Annotated in this window: 17 protein-coding genes; 11 read left to right on the top strand and 6 right to left on the bottom strand. The window is 42.2% G+C overall.

Annotated elements, in window-relative coordinates:
• Positions 1–6: 6 nt before the first annotated feature.
• Entirely contained in the window at positions 7–798 is a 792-nt protein-coding gene (locus BMZ22_RS11045; RefSeq protein ID WP_245745361.1) for an ABC transporter ATP-binding protein, read from the bottom strand.
• Positions 799–992: 194 nt separating this feature from the next.
• Between BMZ22_RS11045 and BMZ22_RS11040 the strand changes: the two genes are divergently transcribed.
• Entirely contained in the window at positions 993–1,649 is a 657-nt protein-coding gene (locus BMZ22_RS11040; protein ID WP_090085483.1) for a carboxymuconolactone decarboxylase family protein, read from the top strand.
• A 30-nt stretch (positions 1,650–1,679) separates the two neighbouring features.
• Positions 1,680–2,333 (top strand): SDR family oxidoreductase, encoded by a 654-nt coding sequence (locus BMZ22_RS11035; protein ID WP_090085481.1) that lies wholly within the window; start codon positions 1,680–1,682, stop codon positions 2,331–2,333.
• Between the two features lie 65 nt (positions 2,334–2,398).
• Here the strand turns inward: BMZ22_RS11035 and BMZ22_RS11030 are convergent, their stop codons facing one another.
• Positions 2,399–3,193 (bottom strand): aldo/keto reductase, encoded by a 795-nt coding sequence (locus BMZ22_RS11030; protein WP_090085479.1) that lies wholly within the window; start codon positions 3,191–3,193, stop codon positions 2,399–2,401.
• Positions 3,194–3,340: 147 nt separating this feature from the next.
• Positions 3,341–3,844, bottom strand: a complete 504-nt coding sequence (locus tag BMZ22_RS11025) for a CarD family transcriptional regulator (protein WP_090085477.1) — start codon at positions 3,842–3,844, stop codon at positions 3,341–3,343.
• A gap of 151 nt (positions 3,845–3,995) precedes the next feature.
• On the opposite strand from BMZ22_RS11025, the gene BMZ22_RS11020 reads away from it, so the two are divergent.
• The 3 genes from BMZ22_RS11020 (at position 3,996) to BMZ22_RS11010 (ending at position 7,364) form a co-directional block, all read left to right on the top strand.
• A complete protein-coding gene (locus BMZ22_RS11020; RefSeq protein WP_245745359.1) occupies positions 3,996–4,415 on the top strand; it encodes a MarR family winged helix-turn-helix transcriptional regulator in 420 nt (139 codons plus the stop codon).
• Positions 4,416–4,463: 48 nt separating this feature from the next.
• Positions 4,464–5,648, top strand: a complete 1,185-nt coding sequence (locus tag BMZ22_RS11015; protein ID WP_090085473.1) for a thiolase family protein — start codon at positions 4,464–4,466, stop codon at positions 5,646–5,648.
• Between the two features lie 222 nt (positions 5,649–5,870).
• Positions 5,871–7,364 (top strand): xylulokinase, encoded by a 1,494-nt coding sequence (locus tag BMZ22_RS11010; protein ID WP_090085471.1) that lies wholly within the window; start codon positions 5,871–5,873, stop codon positions 7,362–7,364.
• Positions 7,365–7,403: 39 nt separating this feature from the next.
• On the opposite strand, the gene BMZ22_RS11005 is transcribed toward BMZ22_RS11010, so the two are convergent.
• Together BMZ22_RS11005 and BMZ22_RS11000 are read right to left on the bottom strand one after the other, a co-directional pair.
• A complete protein-coding gene (locus tag BMZ22_RS11005; RefSeq protein WP_218144049.1) occupies positions 7,404–7,697 on the bottom strand; it encodes a DUF6198 family protein in 294 nt (97 codons plus the stop codon).
• A 126-nt stretch (positions 7,698–7,823) separates the two neighbouring features.
• Positions 7,824–8,357: a DUF1648 domain-containing protein gene (locus tag BMZ22_RS11000; RefSeq protein ID WP_177183424.1), complete on the bottom strand. Its 534-nt coding sequence runs from the start codon at positions 8,355–8,357 to the stop codon at positions 7,824–7,826.
• Between the two features lie 244 nt (positions 8,358–8,601).
• Here BMZ22_RS11000 and BMZ22_RS10995 point away from each other — a divergent pair, with 244 nt between their 5' ends.
• Together BMZ22_RS10995 and BMZ22_RS10990 are read left to right on the top strand one after the other, a co-directional pair.
• Positions 8,602–9,165 carry a Uma2 family endonuclease gene (locus BMZ22_RS10995; RefSeq protein ID WP_090085466.1) on the top strand — a complete coding sequence of 188 codons (564 nt, stop codon included), beginning with the start codon at positions 8,602–8,604 and terminating at the stop codon, positions 9,163–9,165.
• Positions 9,166–9,263: 98 nt separating this feature from the next.
• Complete coding sequence (locus tag BMZ22_RS10990) at positions 9,264–9,662, top strand: RDD family protein (RefSeq protein WP_090085463.1); 399 nt, start codon at positions 9,264–9,266, stop codon at positions 9,660–9,662.
• A 350-nt stretch (positions 9,663–10,012) separates the two neighbouring features.
• Here BMZ22_RS10990 and BMZ22_RS10985 read toward each other — a convergent pair whose 3' ends face one another.
• On the bottom strand, positions 10,013–10,270 hold the full coding sequence (locus tag BMZ22_RS10985) for a GlsB/YeaQ/YmgE family stress response membrane protein (protein WP_090085460.1): 258 nt from the start codon (positions 10,268–10,270) through the stop codon (positions 10,013–10,015).
• 191 nt (positions 10,271–10,461) lie between these two features.
• On the opposite strand from BMZ22_RS10985, the gene BMZ22_RS10980 reads away from it, so the two are divergent.
• From BMZ22_RS10980 to BMZ22_RS10965, 4 genes are all read left to right on the top strand, one after another.
• Positions 10,462–11,112 carry a YczE/YyaS/YitT family protein gene (locus BMZ22_RS10980; RefSeq protein WP_090085458.1) on the top strand — a complete coding sequence of 217 codons (651 nt, stop codon included), beginning with the start codon at positions 10,462–10,464 and terminating at the stop codon, positions 11,110–11,112.
• Between the two features lie 77 nt (positions 11,113–11,189).
• Positions 11,190–12,587: a hypothetical protein gene (locus tag BMZ22_RS10975; protein ID WP_090085525.1), complete on the top strand. Its 1,398-nt coding sequence runs from the start codon at positions 11,190–11,192 to the stop codon at positions 12,585–12,587.
• Between the two features lie 179 nt (positions 12,588–12,766).
• A complete protein-coding gene (locus tag BMZ22_RS10970) occupies positions 12,767–13,915 on the top strand; it encodes an NAD-dependent epimerase/dehydratase family protein (protein WP_090085456.1) in 1,149 nt (382 codons plus the stop codon).
• Between the two features lie 41 nt (positions 13,916–13,956).
• Positions 13,957–15,126, top strand: coding sequence for a glycosyltransferase family 4 protein (locus tag BMZ22_RS10965; protein ID WP_090085454.1), 1,170 nt, complete (start codon positions 13,957–13,959; stop codon positions 15,124–15,126).
• Positions 15,127–15,140 lie beyond the last annotated feature (14 nt).

Here is a 15,140-nt window from a genome sequence, read left to right as displayed (position 1 = left end):
GCTCACTCATATTTGGAAATCGGGCTGTTCATGTGACTGTGTAAATTTAAATTCTTCAAAAATTGTCCGCCGATAGTAGTGAAAGTCACCATGGCTGCGGTCGCGGGGCTTTGCAGGGTCGATTTTTATGCTTTTACTGATACGGCCGGGATGAGGTTTCATAATCATCACCCGATCCGATAAGTAAACCGCCTCGTCAATATCATGGGTGACCAGCACAATCGTTGTTTCTTCTTTTTTCTGAAGGCGTAAGAGTTCATCTTGAAGGTAATAGCGATTAAACGTGTCTAATGCAGCGAACGGTTCATCCATGAGAATCAATTCAGGTTTCATAGCAAGGGCTCGTGCAATGGCGACCCGTTGCTTCATGCCGCCTGACAGTTCTTCGGGAAATTGCCTGATATTTTTCTTGAGCCCTACCAATTGTAAATAGGCCATAGCGCGTTCATGCCTGGTACTTGACGATAAATTGAGTGGTTCAAGTCCCAATTCAACATTTTTCAATACTGTACGCCACGGCAGTAAACCATATTCCTGAAAAAGCATGACACAGCGTCTCCCTGGGTTACGAACTGCTTTGCCATCCAGTAAGACCTGGCCGCTTGAAGGTCTTTCAAAGCCGCCGATTAAATTTAGAATGGTGCTTTTACCGCAGCCACTCTCCCCCAATAGCGAGACAAATTCACCTTTTCTGACGTTAAAGGAAATGTCTGCGAGTACTTGATTGGTTTTTCCGGCTGTTTCAAAATGCTTATCTACGTGTTCTAATGTCACCAATGGCTGACGAGTTGTTGTCAAAGCGTTGCCTCCTAAACGTTTATCTTAAACTCATAAAACCAATAAAAATAGTATGAATTATTGTAGTGATTTTAATATACTTAGTTTAAAAAATCAATCTATCTTATGAGGAAATAAAACAGAAAATTTGTTTATTGCTGCTGAGTACGTAAAAATGGGTATAAGATAATTTTTATTAACGAGGAGGTAACGTGATGACCGATATTTTTTATCAAAAAAGTCACGCACAGCACCTAAATCAACTGGAAGAGCTTGCGCCGAATCAGACAAAAGCTTTTTCTGACTTCAATAAAGGTGTATTTAAAGAAGGTGTTTTGACAACAAAGGAAAAAGAAATCATTGCGGTTTCAATCGCGCACGTCACCCAATGCCCGTATTGCATCGATACCCATACGAAAAATGCCAAAAAAGAAGGCGCTTCACTTGAGGAACTGGTGGAAGCTGTCATGGTGACATCCGCTGTGGAAGCAGGCGGCGCGGTGACGCATGGCACAAATATGCATAATGCGCTGTCGGAAGAGGCGGATGATACGTTGTATGAACGTTCGAATTTAAAGCATCTTAATCGGCTGGGTCAAAATGCTAAAGACGCATTCGAGGGCTATTCCAAGTTTAATGATGCAGCTATGGAGGAAGGAAAGCTGAGTAAAAAATTTAAGGAAATCGTAGCAGTAGCTGTTGGGCATGCCACGCTTTGTCCTTATTGCATCGATGTCCATACCAAAAATGCGGACAAGCAGGGAGCGACTGAAGAGGAATTATCCGAGGCGGTACTGGTTGCTTCAGCAATGCTTGCCGGTGGATCATACGCCCACATGGCCAATATGATTAACAGCTATGGTGAGGATTAATTCCTGAGATTAAACGAAGGAGGAAAACGAATGAAAAAAATTCTTGTTGCAGGTGCTAACGGTAAAATTGGTAAACATTTGGTGACATTCATTCAGAAAAGTGACAATATGGAAGTGAAGGCTATGATCCGTGACAAAGAGCAAGCCTCTTTTTTCGAAAATCTTGGTGCCGAGACGGCCGTCGTTGATTTAGAAGAGAGCGTCGATGCGATTGCTAAAGCTGCAGAGGACGTTGACACGGTTGTTTTTACGGCAGGATCAGGCGGCCATACAGGCAAGGACAAAACGATCATGGTCGACTTGGATGGCGCTGTCAAAACAATTGAAGCGGCTAAAGCAGCTGGGGTAAAACGATTTGTTTTAATTAGTTCATTTGACACAACACGTGAAGCTATTTTGAAAGCGAATGATTCATTTGCGCCATATGTTGCAGCTAAACATTACGCTGATGAGTGGCTGAAAGGAAGCGGGCTGGATTATACGATTATTCATCCGGGCGTATTGACGAATGATGAAGGAACCGGACAGGTTAATTTAGCGCCGCAAGTTGAAAGGGATGAAGTGCCAAGAGAGGATATTGCACGTGTCATCCTTGCCAGCCTTGAGAATGATAAAACGATCGGTAAGGCATTTCAAGTCGTCCGTGGCACGACAGTTATTCGGGAAGCGGTTGATTCGATATAGAATAAAAGCGGCTGCCTGTCTGCATAAGAGAAGCAGATGGGCAGCCTTTTCGTATTATGAGTTAATCAAAACTCCTCATACACAGCAGGATCCTGGTCATTCATGCGGCCATCCGGGCGTGTCAACATGTTCATTTCAGCCATATCATTATTATCTAAATCAAAGTCAAAGATAGACAGATTTTCAAGCTGGCGTTTTGGTGATGCCGATTTTGGGATTGGCAAAGAATCAATCTGGTAATGCCAGCGCAGGATAACTTGGGAAACCGTCTTGTTATGTTTCTTCGCGATTTTGGTAATCGTATCATTGGTAAACAGATCATTCGTACGGGCCAGCGGACTCCAAGCTTGCGTTGCGACATCGTTTGCTACATGCCAGTGGTGCTGTTCGCTCTGATTGAAGAAAGGATGCAATTCAACTTGATTAATGCTAGGTAGTACGCCTGTCTCAGTCTTAAGCCGTTCCATATGCTCCGGCAAAAAGTTTGAAACGCCGATTGAGCGGATCAGCCCCCACTTTTTCGCATCAATTAAAGCCTGCCATGCTTCGACGTACTGATCCTGAATGGGGTTCGGCCAGTGGATTAAATACAGATCATAATAGTCCAAATCAGCGCGGTAAAGTGATTCTTGAATAGCTTTTACAGCTTTATCATACGTGTGGTACCGGCCGGGCAATTTTGAGGCAATCCGCAATTCAGCGCGCGGTACGGCGGTCCGTTTCAGTGCTGCGCCAACAGTTCCTTCATTTTCATAATTGTAAGCCGCGTCAATTAAACGATAGCCTTGATCAATAGCACTTGAGATTGCAGGCAAGCTTAAACCATCATTTAATGTAATTTCCGGTACTTGGCTGGACATTATAACACTCCTCTTATTGATGTTACGTATATGCTATCATAATACAGCTCAATTAACATTGTACTTGAATCAATGACATAATTAATTGGTAAGATGACCAATCACAAAAAAAGAAGCTGCCCAGGCGGGAGCTTCTCAGTTTATTATTTATACAGCATGATATAAATTCTGGTTCACTTGTTGTTGAATATCTTCAGTGGTTGTGTCAAGCACGATTGATAATTCTTTGAACAAGATGTTTTGGATGCTGGCTAAAAGTTTGGAATCCTGTTCGAAAAACTTTCGCCCTTCCGCATCGAGCGCATCTTTTTTTCGCATGAGTGTATTGGTTATTTTTGCAATCTCCATGCGGTTTCCGGTATTGACGATGTTGGTATATTCGCGAATCCGGGAGTGGCTGTTCTCAATCCAATTGATACCATCTGATTGAAATGATTGCAGGATGTCCTCTGCTTCATTCTTCTTAATCAGATTTTGTATTTTGCTTTTACTTTGGTCTGCAGGTGTATTAATCGTCAATTGGTGATCATCTTCAATCGGACGGAGCACATAGTATTTTTTTACTGATCCGTTCAGTTCTTTATCACAGATATCATCCACACGGCATATGCCATGTCCCGAATAGATAATTAAATCGCCAATATCATGCATGCAGGAGCCTCCTTTTAGCCAATTTCGTAAACTTGGTTGACTATTTCTATTATATACCCTGTTTGATTAATTGTCAACTTAATTGACAATGGGCAGTGTTTCGTATATATTTGCAGTAATTAAATGCGTCTTTAAGTAGGTGAACGCTGAGTTGGAAGACTTGAATCTAATTGAATTGATCAGTGAGCGGCACATTCAGCTGCGCGAACTGTCTGAAAACCTGTGGAATGAACATAGTGACATCTATATGGCTAACTCGGAATGGCTTATTTTGGCGAGAGTTTTCCAAAAAGGTGAAACACCAATATCATGGGTGACAAAACAAGTTAATATTACACGCCAGGCAACGCATAAATTTGTAAAACGCCTGAAGGAAAAAGGGCTTATCCAGGTTACAGAGCTGAAAAATAATAAAAAAGAAAAGGCCATCAAGATAACGGATCTGGGTAAGGAATGCTATGAGCGAAAAGGTTCACTGGAAATTCGGATCGAACAGCAAATTGCTGACAAAATTGGTTCTGAACAAGTGAACCAGCTCAAGCGTGTATTGAGATCAGAGTGGGGCGTTTAAGGGGAAACTTTTAAATAAATATTTATGCATTAACGGGGAGGATTTCAAATGGAAAATGTTTACTTGGTCGAAGGGGCGAGAACTGCTTTTGGAAGGTTTGGAGGTTCATTTAAGAACACCACAGATATTGACTTAGGTGTTCATGCAGCACAAGGGGCGCTCGAGAAAAGTGGCATCTCTGCTGAGGAAGTTGAAGAGCTGTCATTCGGAAATGTCATTCATAGCAATATCTCATCATCTTACCTGGCGCGTCATATTGCATTGAAAACCGGAATGAAAGAAAGTTCCACCGCACTGACGGTCAATCGTTTATGCGGATCCGGTCTCCAGGCCATTGTGTCAAGCGCGCAGAATATTATGCTGAACCATGCCGAAACAGCCCTGGCAGGCGGGACGGAGAATATGAGTCAATCACCGCACGTCTTAAGGGACACGCGGTTCGGCTCACCCGACAAAGCACCAAAAGTGGATGATATGCTTTGGGAAACACTGACAGACAGGTATGTGGGAGCAGGAATGGGGATGACTGCTGAAAACCTGGCAGATCGATACAATATTTCCAGAGAGGAACAGGACGAATTTGCTGTTCGGTCACATGCCAAAGCTCAAAAAGCGATTGAATCGGGCAGGTTTGCCGAAGAAATTGTACCAGTAAACGTAAAAGCGAAGAAACAGGAAGTGACGATTAATGAAGATGAACATGTCCGAAGAGATTTAACAATGGAAGATTTGTCAAAATTGCCGGCTGCCTTTAAGGAAAACGGGACAGTAACTGCCGGCAATGCAAGCGGTATCAACGATGGCTCCGCTGCAGTCGTTCTCGCTTCAGAATCGTATGTTAAACAAGGAAGCCTCAAACCGCTGGCCCGTATTGTTTCATGGGGGGTAGCCGGTGTGGACCCGAATATTATGGGCATTGGACCGGTCCCTTCGATGAAGAAAGCATTAAAAAATGCCGGTCTATCACTCAATGATATTGGATTAATCGAATTGAACGAGGCTTTTGCTGCTCAATCACTCGCTGTGTTAAAAGAGCTTGACATTGACCCTGAAATCGTAAATGTCAATGGCGGTGCAGTGGCGCTGGGGCACCCGGTGGGGGCAAGCGGCAGCCGAATCACCTATTCATTGGCAACTGAAATGAAGAATCGCAATGTACGATATGGGCTGGCAACACTGTGTATCGGCGGTGGCCAAGGGATCGCGATGGTTTTGGAAAATGTTGCTGAATAAGCTTCTATGTGGGGATAAGGATTGAACGAGCTCAAAGCAGGAAAGCAAAAACGCTCAGAAAGGTCGCTTCTGAGCGTTTTTGATAGCATTTCAGGTGGATTTTTTCTTAGAACGGATGTTACTTATTCTCTGACGGATTATTGCAGAATGGGGAAATAAAGTGCACCTAGTGAACTTTATTCACGAATTAGCTACTGCCAAGATTGGGGAGGTGGAGTGATTATGGAGGAATATATTGCTGCTTTTGATATAGGCACTACGGCAATAAAAGGGGTCTTAGTGAACAATCAGGCCACCATTTCAGGCGAGTATAGCGAATTATTGGATACCTATTATGGTGAAAACGGAGAAGTTGAACAAAATCCTGCTGATTGGTGGCAGGGGATGAAGGAGATTACTCAAAAATGGTGGTCCGAATTAAATGTGAATCCAAAACAAATTGTTGCGCTTACATTCTCTGGCCAAATGGAAGATGTTATTTCAATATCACCAAAGTACTCAAATCAAAGAGCTATCTTATATTCAGATACCCGTTCTGAACAGGAGGCAGCGTACATTATGAAAAAGTTGCCGTTCATTCAAACAAAAATTGGAAATACTATTCGTCCGTCTACCCCTCTGGCTAAGCTGCTTTGGTTAAAAGAAAATAATGCAGAGCTTTTTGATGAGACAGAGTGTTTCGTTTTTAGTTCAAAGGATTATGCTATTTACAAATTGACAAACACGTTTGTTACAGATCCAACAACAGCTGCGACCACAGGAATGATGTGCCTGAATACGCGGGGTTGGATTCCAAACGTCCTAGAAACATTTGAATTAAATGGAAATCAACTACCTACGATATGCAATTCAGATGAAACAGTCGGTTATATAACGAAAGAGGCTGCGGGTGAAACTGGATTTTTAGAGTCTATCCCTGTTTTGTGTGGAAGTGGAGATGCTGGTGCTTCAACTATGGGGGCGGCAGCGGTTAATCATGGTGACACCTATTTTTATGTTGGAACTACCGGATGGGTAGCTACTGTACAAGATAGCATTAATCAGAACAAAAGCATCGATAATGTTTTTAATTTGACTCATCTCCCGGAAAATTTGAATATCAGTATTGCGCCAATATTAAATGCAGGGAATGTTCATAAGTGGGCTGTGGAAACATTTACTAATAAGGAAGCAAATGAGAAGTATGAGGAATTCGAGGTATTAATAGAAGACTCTCCGGCTGGTAGTAACGGCTTATTATTTCTCCCTTATTTAAATGGAGAGCGATGTCCAGTACGTGATAGTGATGCAAAAGGTGCATTCTGGGGGATTGGACCAGAAACGAAGAAAAGCGATATGGCTAGATCTGTTATAGAAGGTATATGTTTTTCATACAAGCAGTTAATTGATCTAATTACGAATCTAGGGGATAGAGGTCTTCTAACTTTAATTGGAGGCGGTTCAAAAAGTTCCTCTTGGTGTCAAATATTAGCAGATGTTATAGGGCGGCCGGTAAGAGTACCAATGGACAGTGAGTATATGCCCGCTTTAGGTATCTCTTCTTCCGCCTTTGTCAATCAAAGGTGGACGGAAAGTTATCGTGACTTCTCGGAGCGATTTTTAGTGACTGCTGAGGCGAAAACTTATAAGCCTGATATGGTTAATCATGGGGTTTATCAAAGAATCTACCAACAGTATTTGAAGCTATATCCTAGTTTAAAAGGGATTTACGATTGAGTTAATGTCCGGGGCTGGCACCCGGCTATTTTCGTATCATTAACTGATCTGGTTAAGCTTTTCCGGTGTTTGCTGAATGACAATCCAGCGATTATAGAAATCAATGAGCAACCCCATCCCAAACATAAACAGCAATGTTCCTGGGCCAACACCATCGATGCTTTGCCGGTAAATGATAATGCCAATACTTATCGACAGCGGAATGGCCGTACATAAAATAGTACCTACTGTATAATTGTTCATCAATTTCCCGAATGCCTGCAACAAATAGTCACTTGGTAAATAAACTGAACTTGATTGCGCAGCAGATATGTTCCGGAACGCAGCAAACATGTGCCGGAAAACGCAAACATGGGCGCGAGAGAACCACCCATGCGTCAGAAAATGTACAAGTCCCTAAAACTGCATTGAATCCGAAATTAAGTCTTATGTACTCATCAATTCAATGCAACAGAGCAGTTATGTTTTCCTTTTTGAAATACGATACACTTTCCAAACATAGTAAAATGTCACGCCAAGCATGAGGATGATCAAAAACATAAAGCCTGACGACAAACCATCCGCGTGCCCCATTGCGGTTTGAACCATACCATAGAGTATCCAGCTGAACATAATACTGACAAACAGATTGATCATCGCCATCATTCTGACCATTTTCTGCTTAATCAGTTGCATTTGTTCTTCCGTCAATCCGTCTTTTTTGATGGCGGGAAAATTAACAAAGTGCATGGTTTCTTTTGCATCCCGTTTGATAAAGAAAAAATAATTAAGGACGAATACCAGGATTAAAATAAATCCGTATAAAATGAGCAAACCGACGAGCAACCCTTTTCCTCCCCAAGCGTCAGGCTCGCCGCTTGCATTGAAATGCCGGGGAATTTCATCCGGCAGCTGGCCATATTGGAATAAGACATAAATTGCTGTCAGAATCAAAAGGATAAAAGAAAGAACATCCACAAACGGAGAATAATAGGTGTTGATTTTTTTCCACACATGGTTCACCTCCAATAATAAAGAGACAGTAAATTCATTAATATCATTATACAATAAGGACTGACCTTATAGTGGTATTCTTTTCTGGATTGAAAACATCTTTCCTCGTCAACTCCCAAAAGAAAAAATTATAACGATGATGTCTTGCTCTCCTTTTCAGTTACATATATCGAATCCTCCTCGTCAGAGAAGCTCCATCCTGTGGTATAATAAGATAATAAATATATAAACGGAGGAGATTGGCATGAGTCTTCCTGACGATAAGAAAATAAGTGTCGAAGCCTTTTATAAAATGCGAGAAGAAACTGATAACTTATTGGAGTATGCTGATGGCATTGTATTTATGTCACCATCTCCTTCAACACGACATCAGCAGGTCTCCGCCCGACTGCAGGCGAAATTGTTTAACTTTCTTGACGGGGGAAAATGCCAAGTGTTCACTGCCCCTTATGATATTCATCTATACAGAGCTGATCTGGAGGATACAAAAATATTCATACCTGATTTATCCGTTATTTGTGATGTGGAAGGCCTGGAAGAAAATAAATTTGTTGGTGTTCCTGAAATGATTGTTGAAATTCTTAGCCCTTCCAACCAAAGTCATGATCTTGTAACAAAAATGGAAGCTTACATGAAATATGGTGTTAAAGAATACTGGGTGGTCAACCCGATGTTGAATGCGGTTCAAGTTTATGCATTAACGGATCAACACGTATATCAGCAAGCAGAAATATTGAAGGACGAGGGTTTTATTAAGTCTTCGGTACTGAGCGGATTCCAGGTCGATTTGAAAGATATTTTTCGATAATTCTAAGACAGCGTATGAAACTTAAATAGGCAACTATGTTGTAACTTATTCCACCCTAAAACCGTATATGTTTACAACACGTAAAGGGAGGAATTGGAATGAAACGTATTTCTAAAAAACGACTTAAAGCTTACATGATTGACGCAGCTCTCTCAGCTGCGGTGACGTATGGATTGGAATATTTTTTAAGAAAAAAAGTGAAAAGTGAAGTCGTTCATGCGCTCGTTACACCGACAGTGGTCATGTGGACACTGGAATGGGCGCAGCTGCGCCGAAGCGGTCAGACACTGGGCTATAAACAGCAAAGACTCGTTCTGGAAAATGAAACGGGGGCGAAACTCACATCAGAACAAATCATTAAGCGGATGGCTTACCGTGATACAATCGTCGGCTTCAGCTATTTGAAGAACCCAAAAGGCTTTTCTGAAGATGAAGGTGCAATCATGCCGCAGGACCGGTATGCTCAAACAAAAGTAAACGAAACTTCATTTTTTTAAATAATACCTAACCTTGAAGCAATTCAAGGTTAGGTACTATTTAGTAGCTTGCAAAATTAGAGCCATTGAAAATCTACAGCGATTTCACCCTGAACTACAGCGATTCCATCCTTACCTATAGCGATTTCGCCTCAAACTACAGCGATTATGAGCCAATCTCCAGCGATGCGCTGTAAACTACAGCGATTATGTCAGAATCTACAGCGGATTTTAGCAAGAGATTTCTTTTTTAAAAGTTAAAAGCGTATAACCTTCCAGGTGACCTAACTAAAAGTGAAATCGCAAATTTGATATAACTTCTGCCAACCCTCTGGCATCTGAAAAGAGGTGTCGGCGAATTCTTTTTAAAATTACGTTGCTTTGCTTGTGCCTTTGATAATCAGGCTGATGATAAAAATCAGGATTATGGCACCAATGAGCGCCGGAATAATGGCAAAGCCGCCGATGACCGGGCCAAAGCTTCCGAGCAGGCTGGAACCAATCCATGCACCGATAATACCGGCGATGATGTTGCCGATGATACCTCCCGGCACGTCTTTTCCGACGATTAAGCTGGCGAGCCAGCCAAGGATGCCGCCGACAATCAGACTCCAAATAAAGCTTAGCATGTTTACCCTCCTAAAGATAAATTATTACTCATAATAGCATTGCAGTAGGCATGATAACCTTGTATGGCGATAATTAAACTTCATGGCTTTGTGTTCGAATTGAAAAATGGCTTGTCAGATATCAGTAAAAAACAGTTGAATATGATATAATAGATATTTCGTAACAGTACGCAGAAAGAAGGCGGATTGAAATGGCTCAAGGCTTCAGATGGTTTGTTTATATTATCGGGATATTGATTTTCAGTATGGGGATCACCATTACGGTAAATATGCAGCATCTGGGGGTCCACCCGTGGGACGTGCTGAACGTGGCCCTGTTTGAGATTGTTGGCTTGTCAATTGGTTCCTGGGCGATTATTATTTCCTTTTTGCTGATTATCATATCGTGGATTCTCGATAAATCATATATTAAAATCGGCACATTTCTAAATGCTGTGCTGATCGGGGTATTTGTCGATATGTATATGTGGCTCGATTTTCTTCCTAAAGCAACAAACAGCTGGGTGGATGTCGTGATTATAATTGCCGGTATTATCGTAATGGGACTTGGCGGGGGTATTTATAACTCGGCCGGTGTCGGCTCGGGGCCGCGTGACGGGTTTATGCTGTCGATTTCCGACAAAACCGGTGCTTCAATCGGTAAAGTTCGCATCATAGTTGAAAGCGGCGTATTAGTAATCGGGCTGTTATTGGGCGGTCCTGTGTTTGTTTTCACCTTTATTTTTACGTTTATTCAAAGTCCAATTTTTGAATATACCTACCTGAAAATGCATAAAGTGGTGGAGTGGGTTTCCTCTTCCCGTATGAAACGTTACAGCTCAGACTCCGGCCATATCGGCTAGGGGTCTTGTTGTTTTTCCGGACGCTGGACACGGCCATGTATGTTACAATAGTAAAAAAAGGGCAGGTGAATTGGTACATGCACTCAAATCAGTTTCGGATTTATACAAGCAGGCAGAAACCAGTTGAATTAAAAGCTGAGCGTGTTGCACTGCATCTTGGTTCACAGATTATCGAAGCCGCTACAAAGCACAACGAGATTTATTATTTGTTTTTCTATAAAAACAACTTCCTCACAGCCGCAAAGGCGAAAAAACTCAAGCGCCATTCATTCATTGCTAATGCCTTCGTACAGGGAATGGTGTTTAACGCACCGCATCCATTCATAGATGAACTTTTGGCTCACAGTCATCCACGCCGTGTCAATCAATTCGATCCGTTTCTGAAAAAACTTGATAAGCAATATACCCCGCATGAAAAAGCATTTATCCTTACATTCTTTGAATCATTTATTTCCAAAAAACGATTGTTTGATGAGATTAAATCCATATTTTACAGTTTTCGCCGGAACGGACAAAACTTCCTGGCGTATAAAATTGTTCGGGTGCTGATGGATTTCACCCCTGAACACAGTTTGGTTAAAGAACTATCGAATGATTGGAGTTACAGAAAATACGCCAAACTGTACAACGAAGCCTCTGAAGAGATTTTAAACCATGATTTAATTTTTGCCGAAAAGGTGTTTTATTATCAACGACATAAGCAAGATGACGCCCGGGATCTTGTTATGCTGCTAAATGAACAGTCACGCTGGATGGAACTGGCAGCATTATATGGCGAGAGATTTATTGCGGATCCTTCTGATGATAATTATGATTCACTGAAACAACAGCTGGACCGGCATATGGACAATGAACAGATTATGGTTTCCCTCGAATACCTTTATGATCAGTTGCCACGCTATGCCCCACTCAATCAGGATCTTTTGCATACATACATCCAGCAGCAACGAATTGACAGGGTGCTGGCAGTTTATCAGAAGTCTGTCACAACACTCGTTATAGAGGACACCGAGTTATTACGGGGAATGCTTGAACAATTGGATCTCACATCACGCTCATTTTCGTCAGAAGAATTGCAGACCCTGTTTGAATTGACACTGGCTTTAAATACAAAAACTGCAGAGCACCTTATCCATACGTACACTAAGACACTTCTGAATTTATACAAGCCATCTGAAATTAAAGAACTGCTGAAACCTTATATTGAGTATCGGGCCGTTCACCCGGTTTATCAAAAAATGAACGCCTTTATAAGGTTTAAAGATGATCTCGATCATATGCAGCAGCTTGGAGAGTTGTATTATGAATTCAAGCAATTCGATGAAGCAATTGATTGTTTTAGCTGGGATACGGAACTCAACCCAGACGATCCCCGGCCATTAAAATGGTTGTCAAAGATCTACCAGGAAAGGGGCATGACCCAGGAATCAGAAGCCTACCGGCAATTACTTGTCAATCAGCAAAGAAAAGCCTAGCCTGAAAAATATCAATCAACCAACCATTCAAATAATTGTCATCCTGTTTTATTTGTAAATAACCTGATTAAATGGTAATTTTTAATGTGGATATATAATCGTCAGTGGAGTGCTTAAATGCACTTCATACTGAAATGTCAAAATCTATTAATAGAACCTAACAATTGGAGGTAAATGACGTGAACATTATCGTAGCTGGAGGAGACGGTTTTTGCGGTTGGCCGACCGCACTTTATTTATCTAAACAAGGGCATGACGTGTCAATCATCGATAATATGGTGAGACGCGATATTGATAATGAATTGCACTCAAATTCACTTACCCCGATCGCCACATTGGGAGAACGGGTGGCAAAATGGGAAGAGCTGACAGGACGCGAGATTCGCGTGTACGAAGGGGACTTGACGCATTATGATTTCTTACGCGAGGTACTAAAACAGGAGAAGCCTGATGCCTTTGTCCATTTTGCTGAACAGCGTTCGGCTCCTTATTCAATGATTGACCGGGAACATACGGTGTATACGCAGACGAATAACGTCGAAGGAACGCTTAATGTATTGTACGGCATAAAAGAATTTGTACCGGATTGTCACTTGATTAAGCTTGGCACAATGGGCGAATATGGCACGCCGAATATTCCAATAGAAGAAGGGTATATTGAAATTGAGCATAAAGGGCGAAAAGATGTCCTGCCATACCCGAAACAGCCTGGCTCGTTTTACCATCTTTCGAAAGTGCATGACAGTCACAACATCACCTTTGCATGCAAAATCTGGGGAATCAGAGCTACTGACTTGAACCAGGGTATTGTTTACGGGCTGGACACCGATGAAACGCAGATGGATCCAGTGCTGACAAACCGTTTGGACTATGACGATGTGTTTGGTACAGCCTTGAATCGATTTATCATTCAATCAGCAATCGGGCATGATTTGACAGTATATGGAAAAGGTGGTCAAACGCGCGGGTTCCTGAACATCGAAGATACCGTCCGCTGCATTGAAATTGCTGCTGAAAATCCTGCTGACCGAGGTGAATTCCGGGTGTTCAACCAGTTCACGGAGGAATTTTCCGTCGGCGAATTGGCTGAGAAAGTGAAAAAAGTCGCTCAGGAAGAAGGCTATGAAACAACAATTTCCAACCTTGATAACCCAAGAGTTGAGCAGGAAGAACATTTCTTCCAGGCAGAAAACACCAAACTGCGGGATCTTGGTTTAGAACCACATTTGCTGAACGATGATGTCATCCGTGAAATTTTCAGGACGGTCATCAATCATAAAGACCGTGTCATTAAAGAAAATGTCATGCCGCAAGTATCCTGGAAGTAAACAGCTGGGTTCAGATTTTTTAACTCAAGGAAGTGTCGCCATTGAAAATTGCAATCATTACCGAAACATTCGTGCCTTCAACAGATGGTGTTGTCACAAGGCTTAAAGCATGTATCCGATATTTCAAGCGGGAAGGTCACGATATCCGTGTTATCGCGCCGGATCTTGGTGTGGATGAATTTGAAGGCGTGAAAGTAGAAGGGGTTCCAGCTCGGACTCTCCTTCTTTACCGTTCCAAAAAATTCTCGCTTCCAACCCGGAAAGTCAAAAAAATGCTTGAGGACTATGACCCCGATGTCGTGCATATCGTAAACCCGGCACTAGTTGGGATGAGCGGTGTTTATTATGCGAAAAAACTGGGGATTCCAATGCTGGCTTCATTCCATACACAAGTGCCGAAGTATGCGGATTATTACAATGTTCCGATGTTTAAGGGGTTTTTATGGTGGTATTTCCGCAAGCTTCATAATCAGGCTGATCTAAATCTTTGTACGTCTGAAGCCGTGAAAGAAGAGCTGCTCGAGCAGAATTTTCAGAACGTCCGTGTCTGGCAGCGCGGTGTTGACACCGAATTGTTTGACCCTGATAATTATGATGAAAATATGCGGGAGAGGCTTTCAGGCGGTCAAAAAGACAAAAAACTGCTGTTATTTGTCGGTCGGCTTGCGCCTGAGAAAGAAATTGAAAAAATCAAGTCAGTTCTTGATTCATCAGATGAATTTGTGCTGGCTATTGTAGGGGACGGTCCGCATCGGCAAACACTTGAAAAACACTTTGCAGGGACGGATACCATTTTCACCGGATTTATGCACGGCGAAGAACTTGCCAAAGCATATGCATCATCAGATGTTTTCGTGTTTCCGTCAACAACTGAGACACTGGGCCTTGTTATAACAGAAGCAATGGCATCAGGATTGCCGCTTGTTGCGGCTGAAAGCGGACCGACGTGTGAGCAAATAGAAGACAATCGTACCGGCCTGCTTTATGATCAAGACAAACCGGGTGATTTCAAGAATACGGTCCTGCGCTTTGCTGATGAAACACTAAGAAAACGCTTGGCCAAAGCTGCCCGCAATGATATTGCCGAGATGAGCTGGGACGCTCAGTCGAAGCAAGTTCTTGATTACTATAAGGAAATTGCCGGAGTATACGATCCCGCTTTAAGCCATAATAATATTGAACCATCCGATTTGAAGACGGAAAATAAATAACATGACTAAGCTGA

Source organism: Lentibacillus persicus (assembly GCF_900112705.1).
GTDB classification, from domain to species: Bacteria; Bacillota; Bacilli; order Bacillales; family Amphibacillaceae; genus Lentibacillus; species Lentibacillus persicus.
Note: the sequence above shows the minus strand (reverse complement) of the source record. Positions and strands in the feature narration are given on the sequence as shown.

What these genes read in the sequence shown, in the direction of transcription:
- BMZ22_RS11025 (WP_090085477.1), bottom strand. Translation starts at nt 3,844, where the DNA reads ATGCATGATATTGGCGATTTAATTATCTATTCGGGACATGGCATATGC.
- BMZ22_RS11035 (WP_090085481.1), top strand. Translation starts at nt 1,680, where the DNA reads ATGAAAAAAATTCTTGTTGCAGGTGCTAACGGTAAAATTGGTAAACAT.
- BMZ22_RS11005 (WP_218144049.1), bottom strand. Translation starts at nt 7,697, where the DNA reads ATGTTTGCTGCGTTCCGGAACATATCTGCTGCGCAATCAAGTTCAGTT.
- BMZ22_RS10985 (WP_090085460.1), bottom strand. Translation starts at nt 10,270, where the DNA reads ATGCTAAGCTTTATTTGGAGTCTGATTGTCGGCGGCATCCTTGGCTGG.
- BMZ22_RS10990 (WP_090085463.1), top strand. Translation starts at nt 9,264, where the DNA reads ATGAAACGTATTTCTAAAAAACGACTTAAAGCTTACATGATTGACGCA.
- BMZ22_RS11030 (WP_090085479.1), bottom strand. Translation starts at nt 3,193, where the DNA reads ATGTCCAGCCAAGTACCGGAAATTACATTAAATGATGGTTTAAGCTTG.
- BMZ22_RS11015 (WP_090085473.1), top strand. Translation starts at nt 4,464, where the DNA reads ATGGAAAATGTTTACTTGGTCGAAGGGGCGAGAACTGCTTTTGGAAGG.
- BMZ22_RS10975 (WP_090085525.1), top strand. Translation starts at nt 11,190, where the DNA reads ATGCACTCAAATCAGTTTCGGATTTATACAAGCAGGCAGAAACCAGTT.
- BMZ22_RS11040 (WP_090085483.1), top strand. Translation starts at nt 993, where the DNA reads ATGACCGATATTTTTTATCAAAAAAGTCACGCACAGCACCTAAATCAA.
- BMZ22_RS11010 (WP_090085471.1), top strand. Translation starts at nt 5,871, where the DNA reads ATGGAGGAATATATTGCTGCTTTTGATATAGGCACTACGGCAATAAAA.
- BMZ22_RS10995 (WP_090085466.1), top strand. Translation starts at nt 8,602, where the DNA reads ATGAGTCTTCCTGACGATAAGAAAATAAGTGTCGAAGCCTTTTATAAA.
- BMZ22_RS10980 (WP_090085458.1), top strand. Translation starts at nt 10,462, where the DNA reads ATGGCTCAAGGCTTCAGATGGTTTGTTTATATTATCGGGATATTGATT.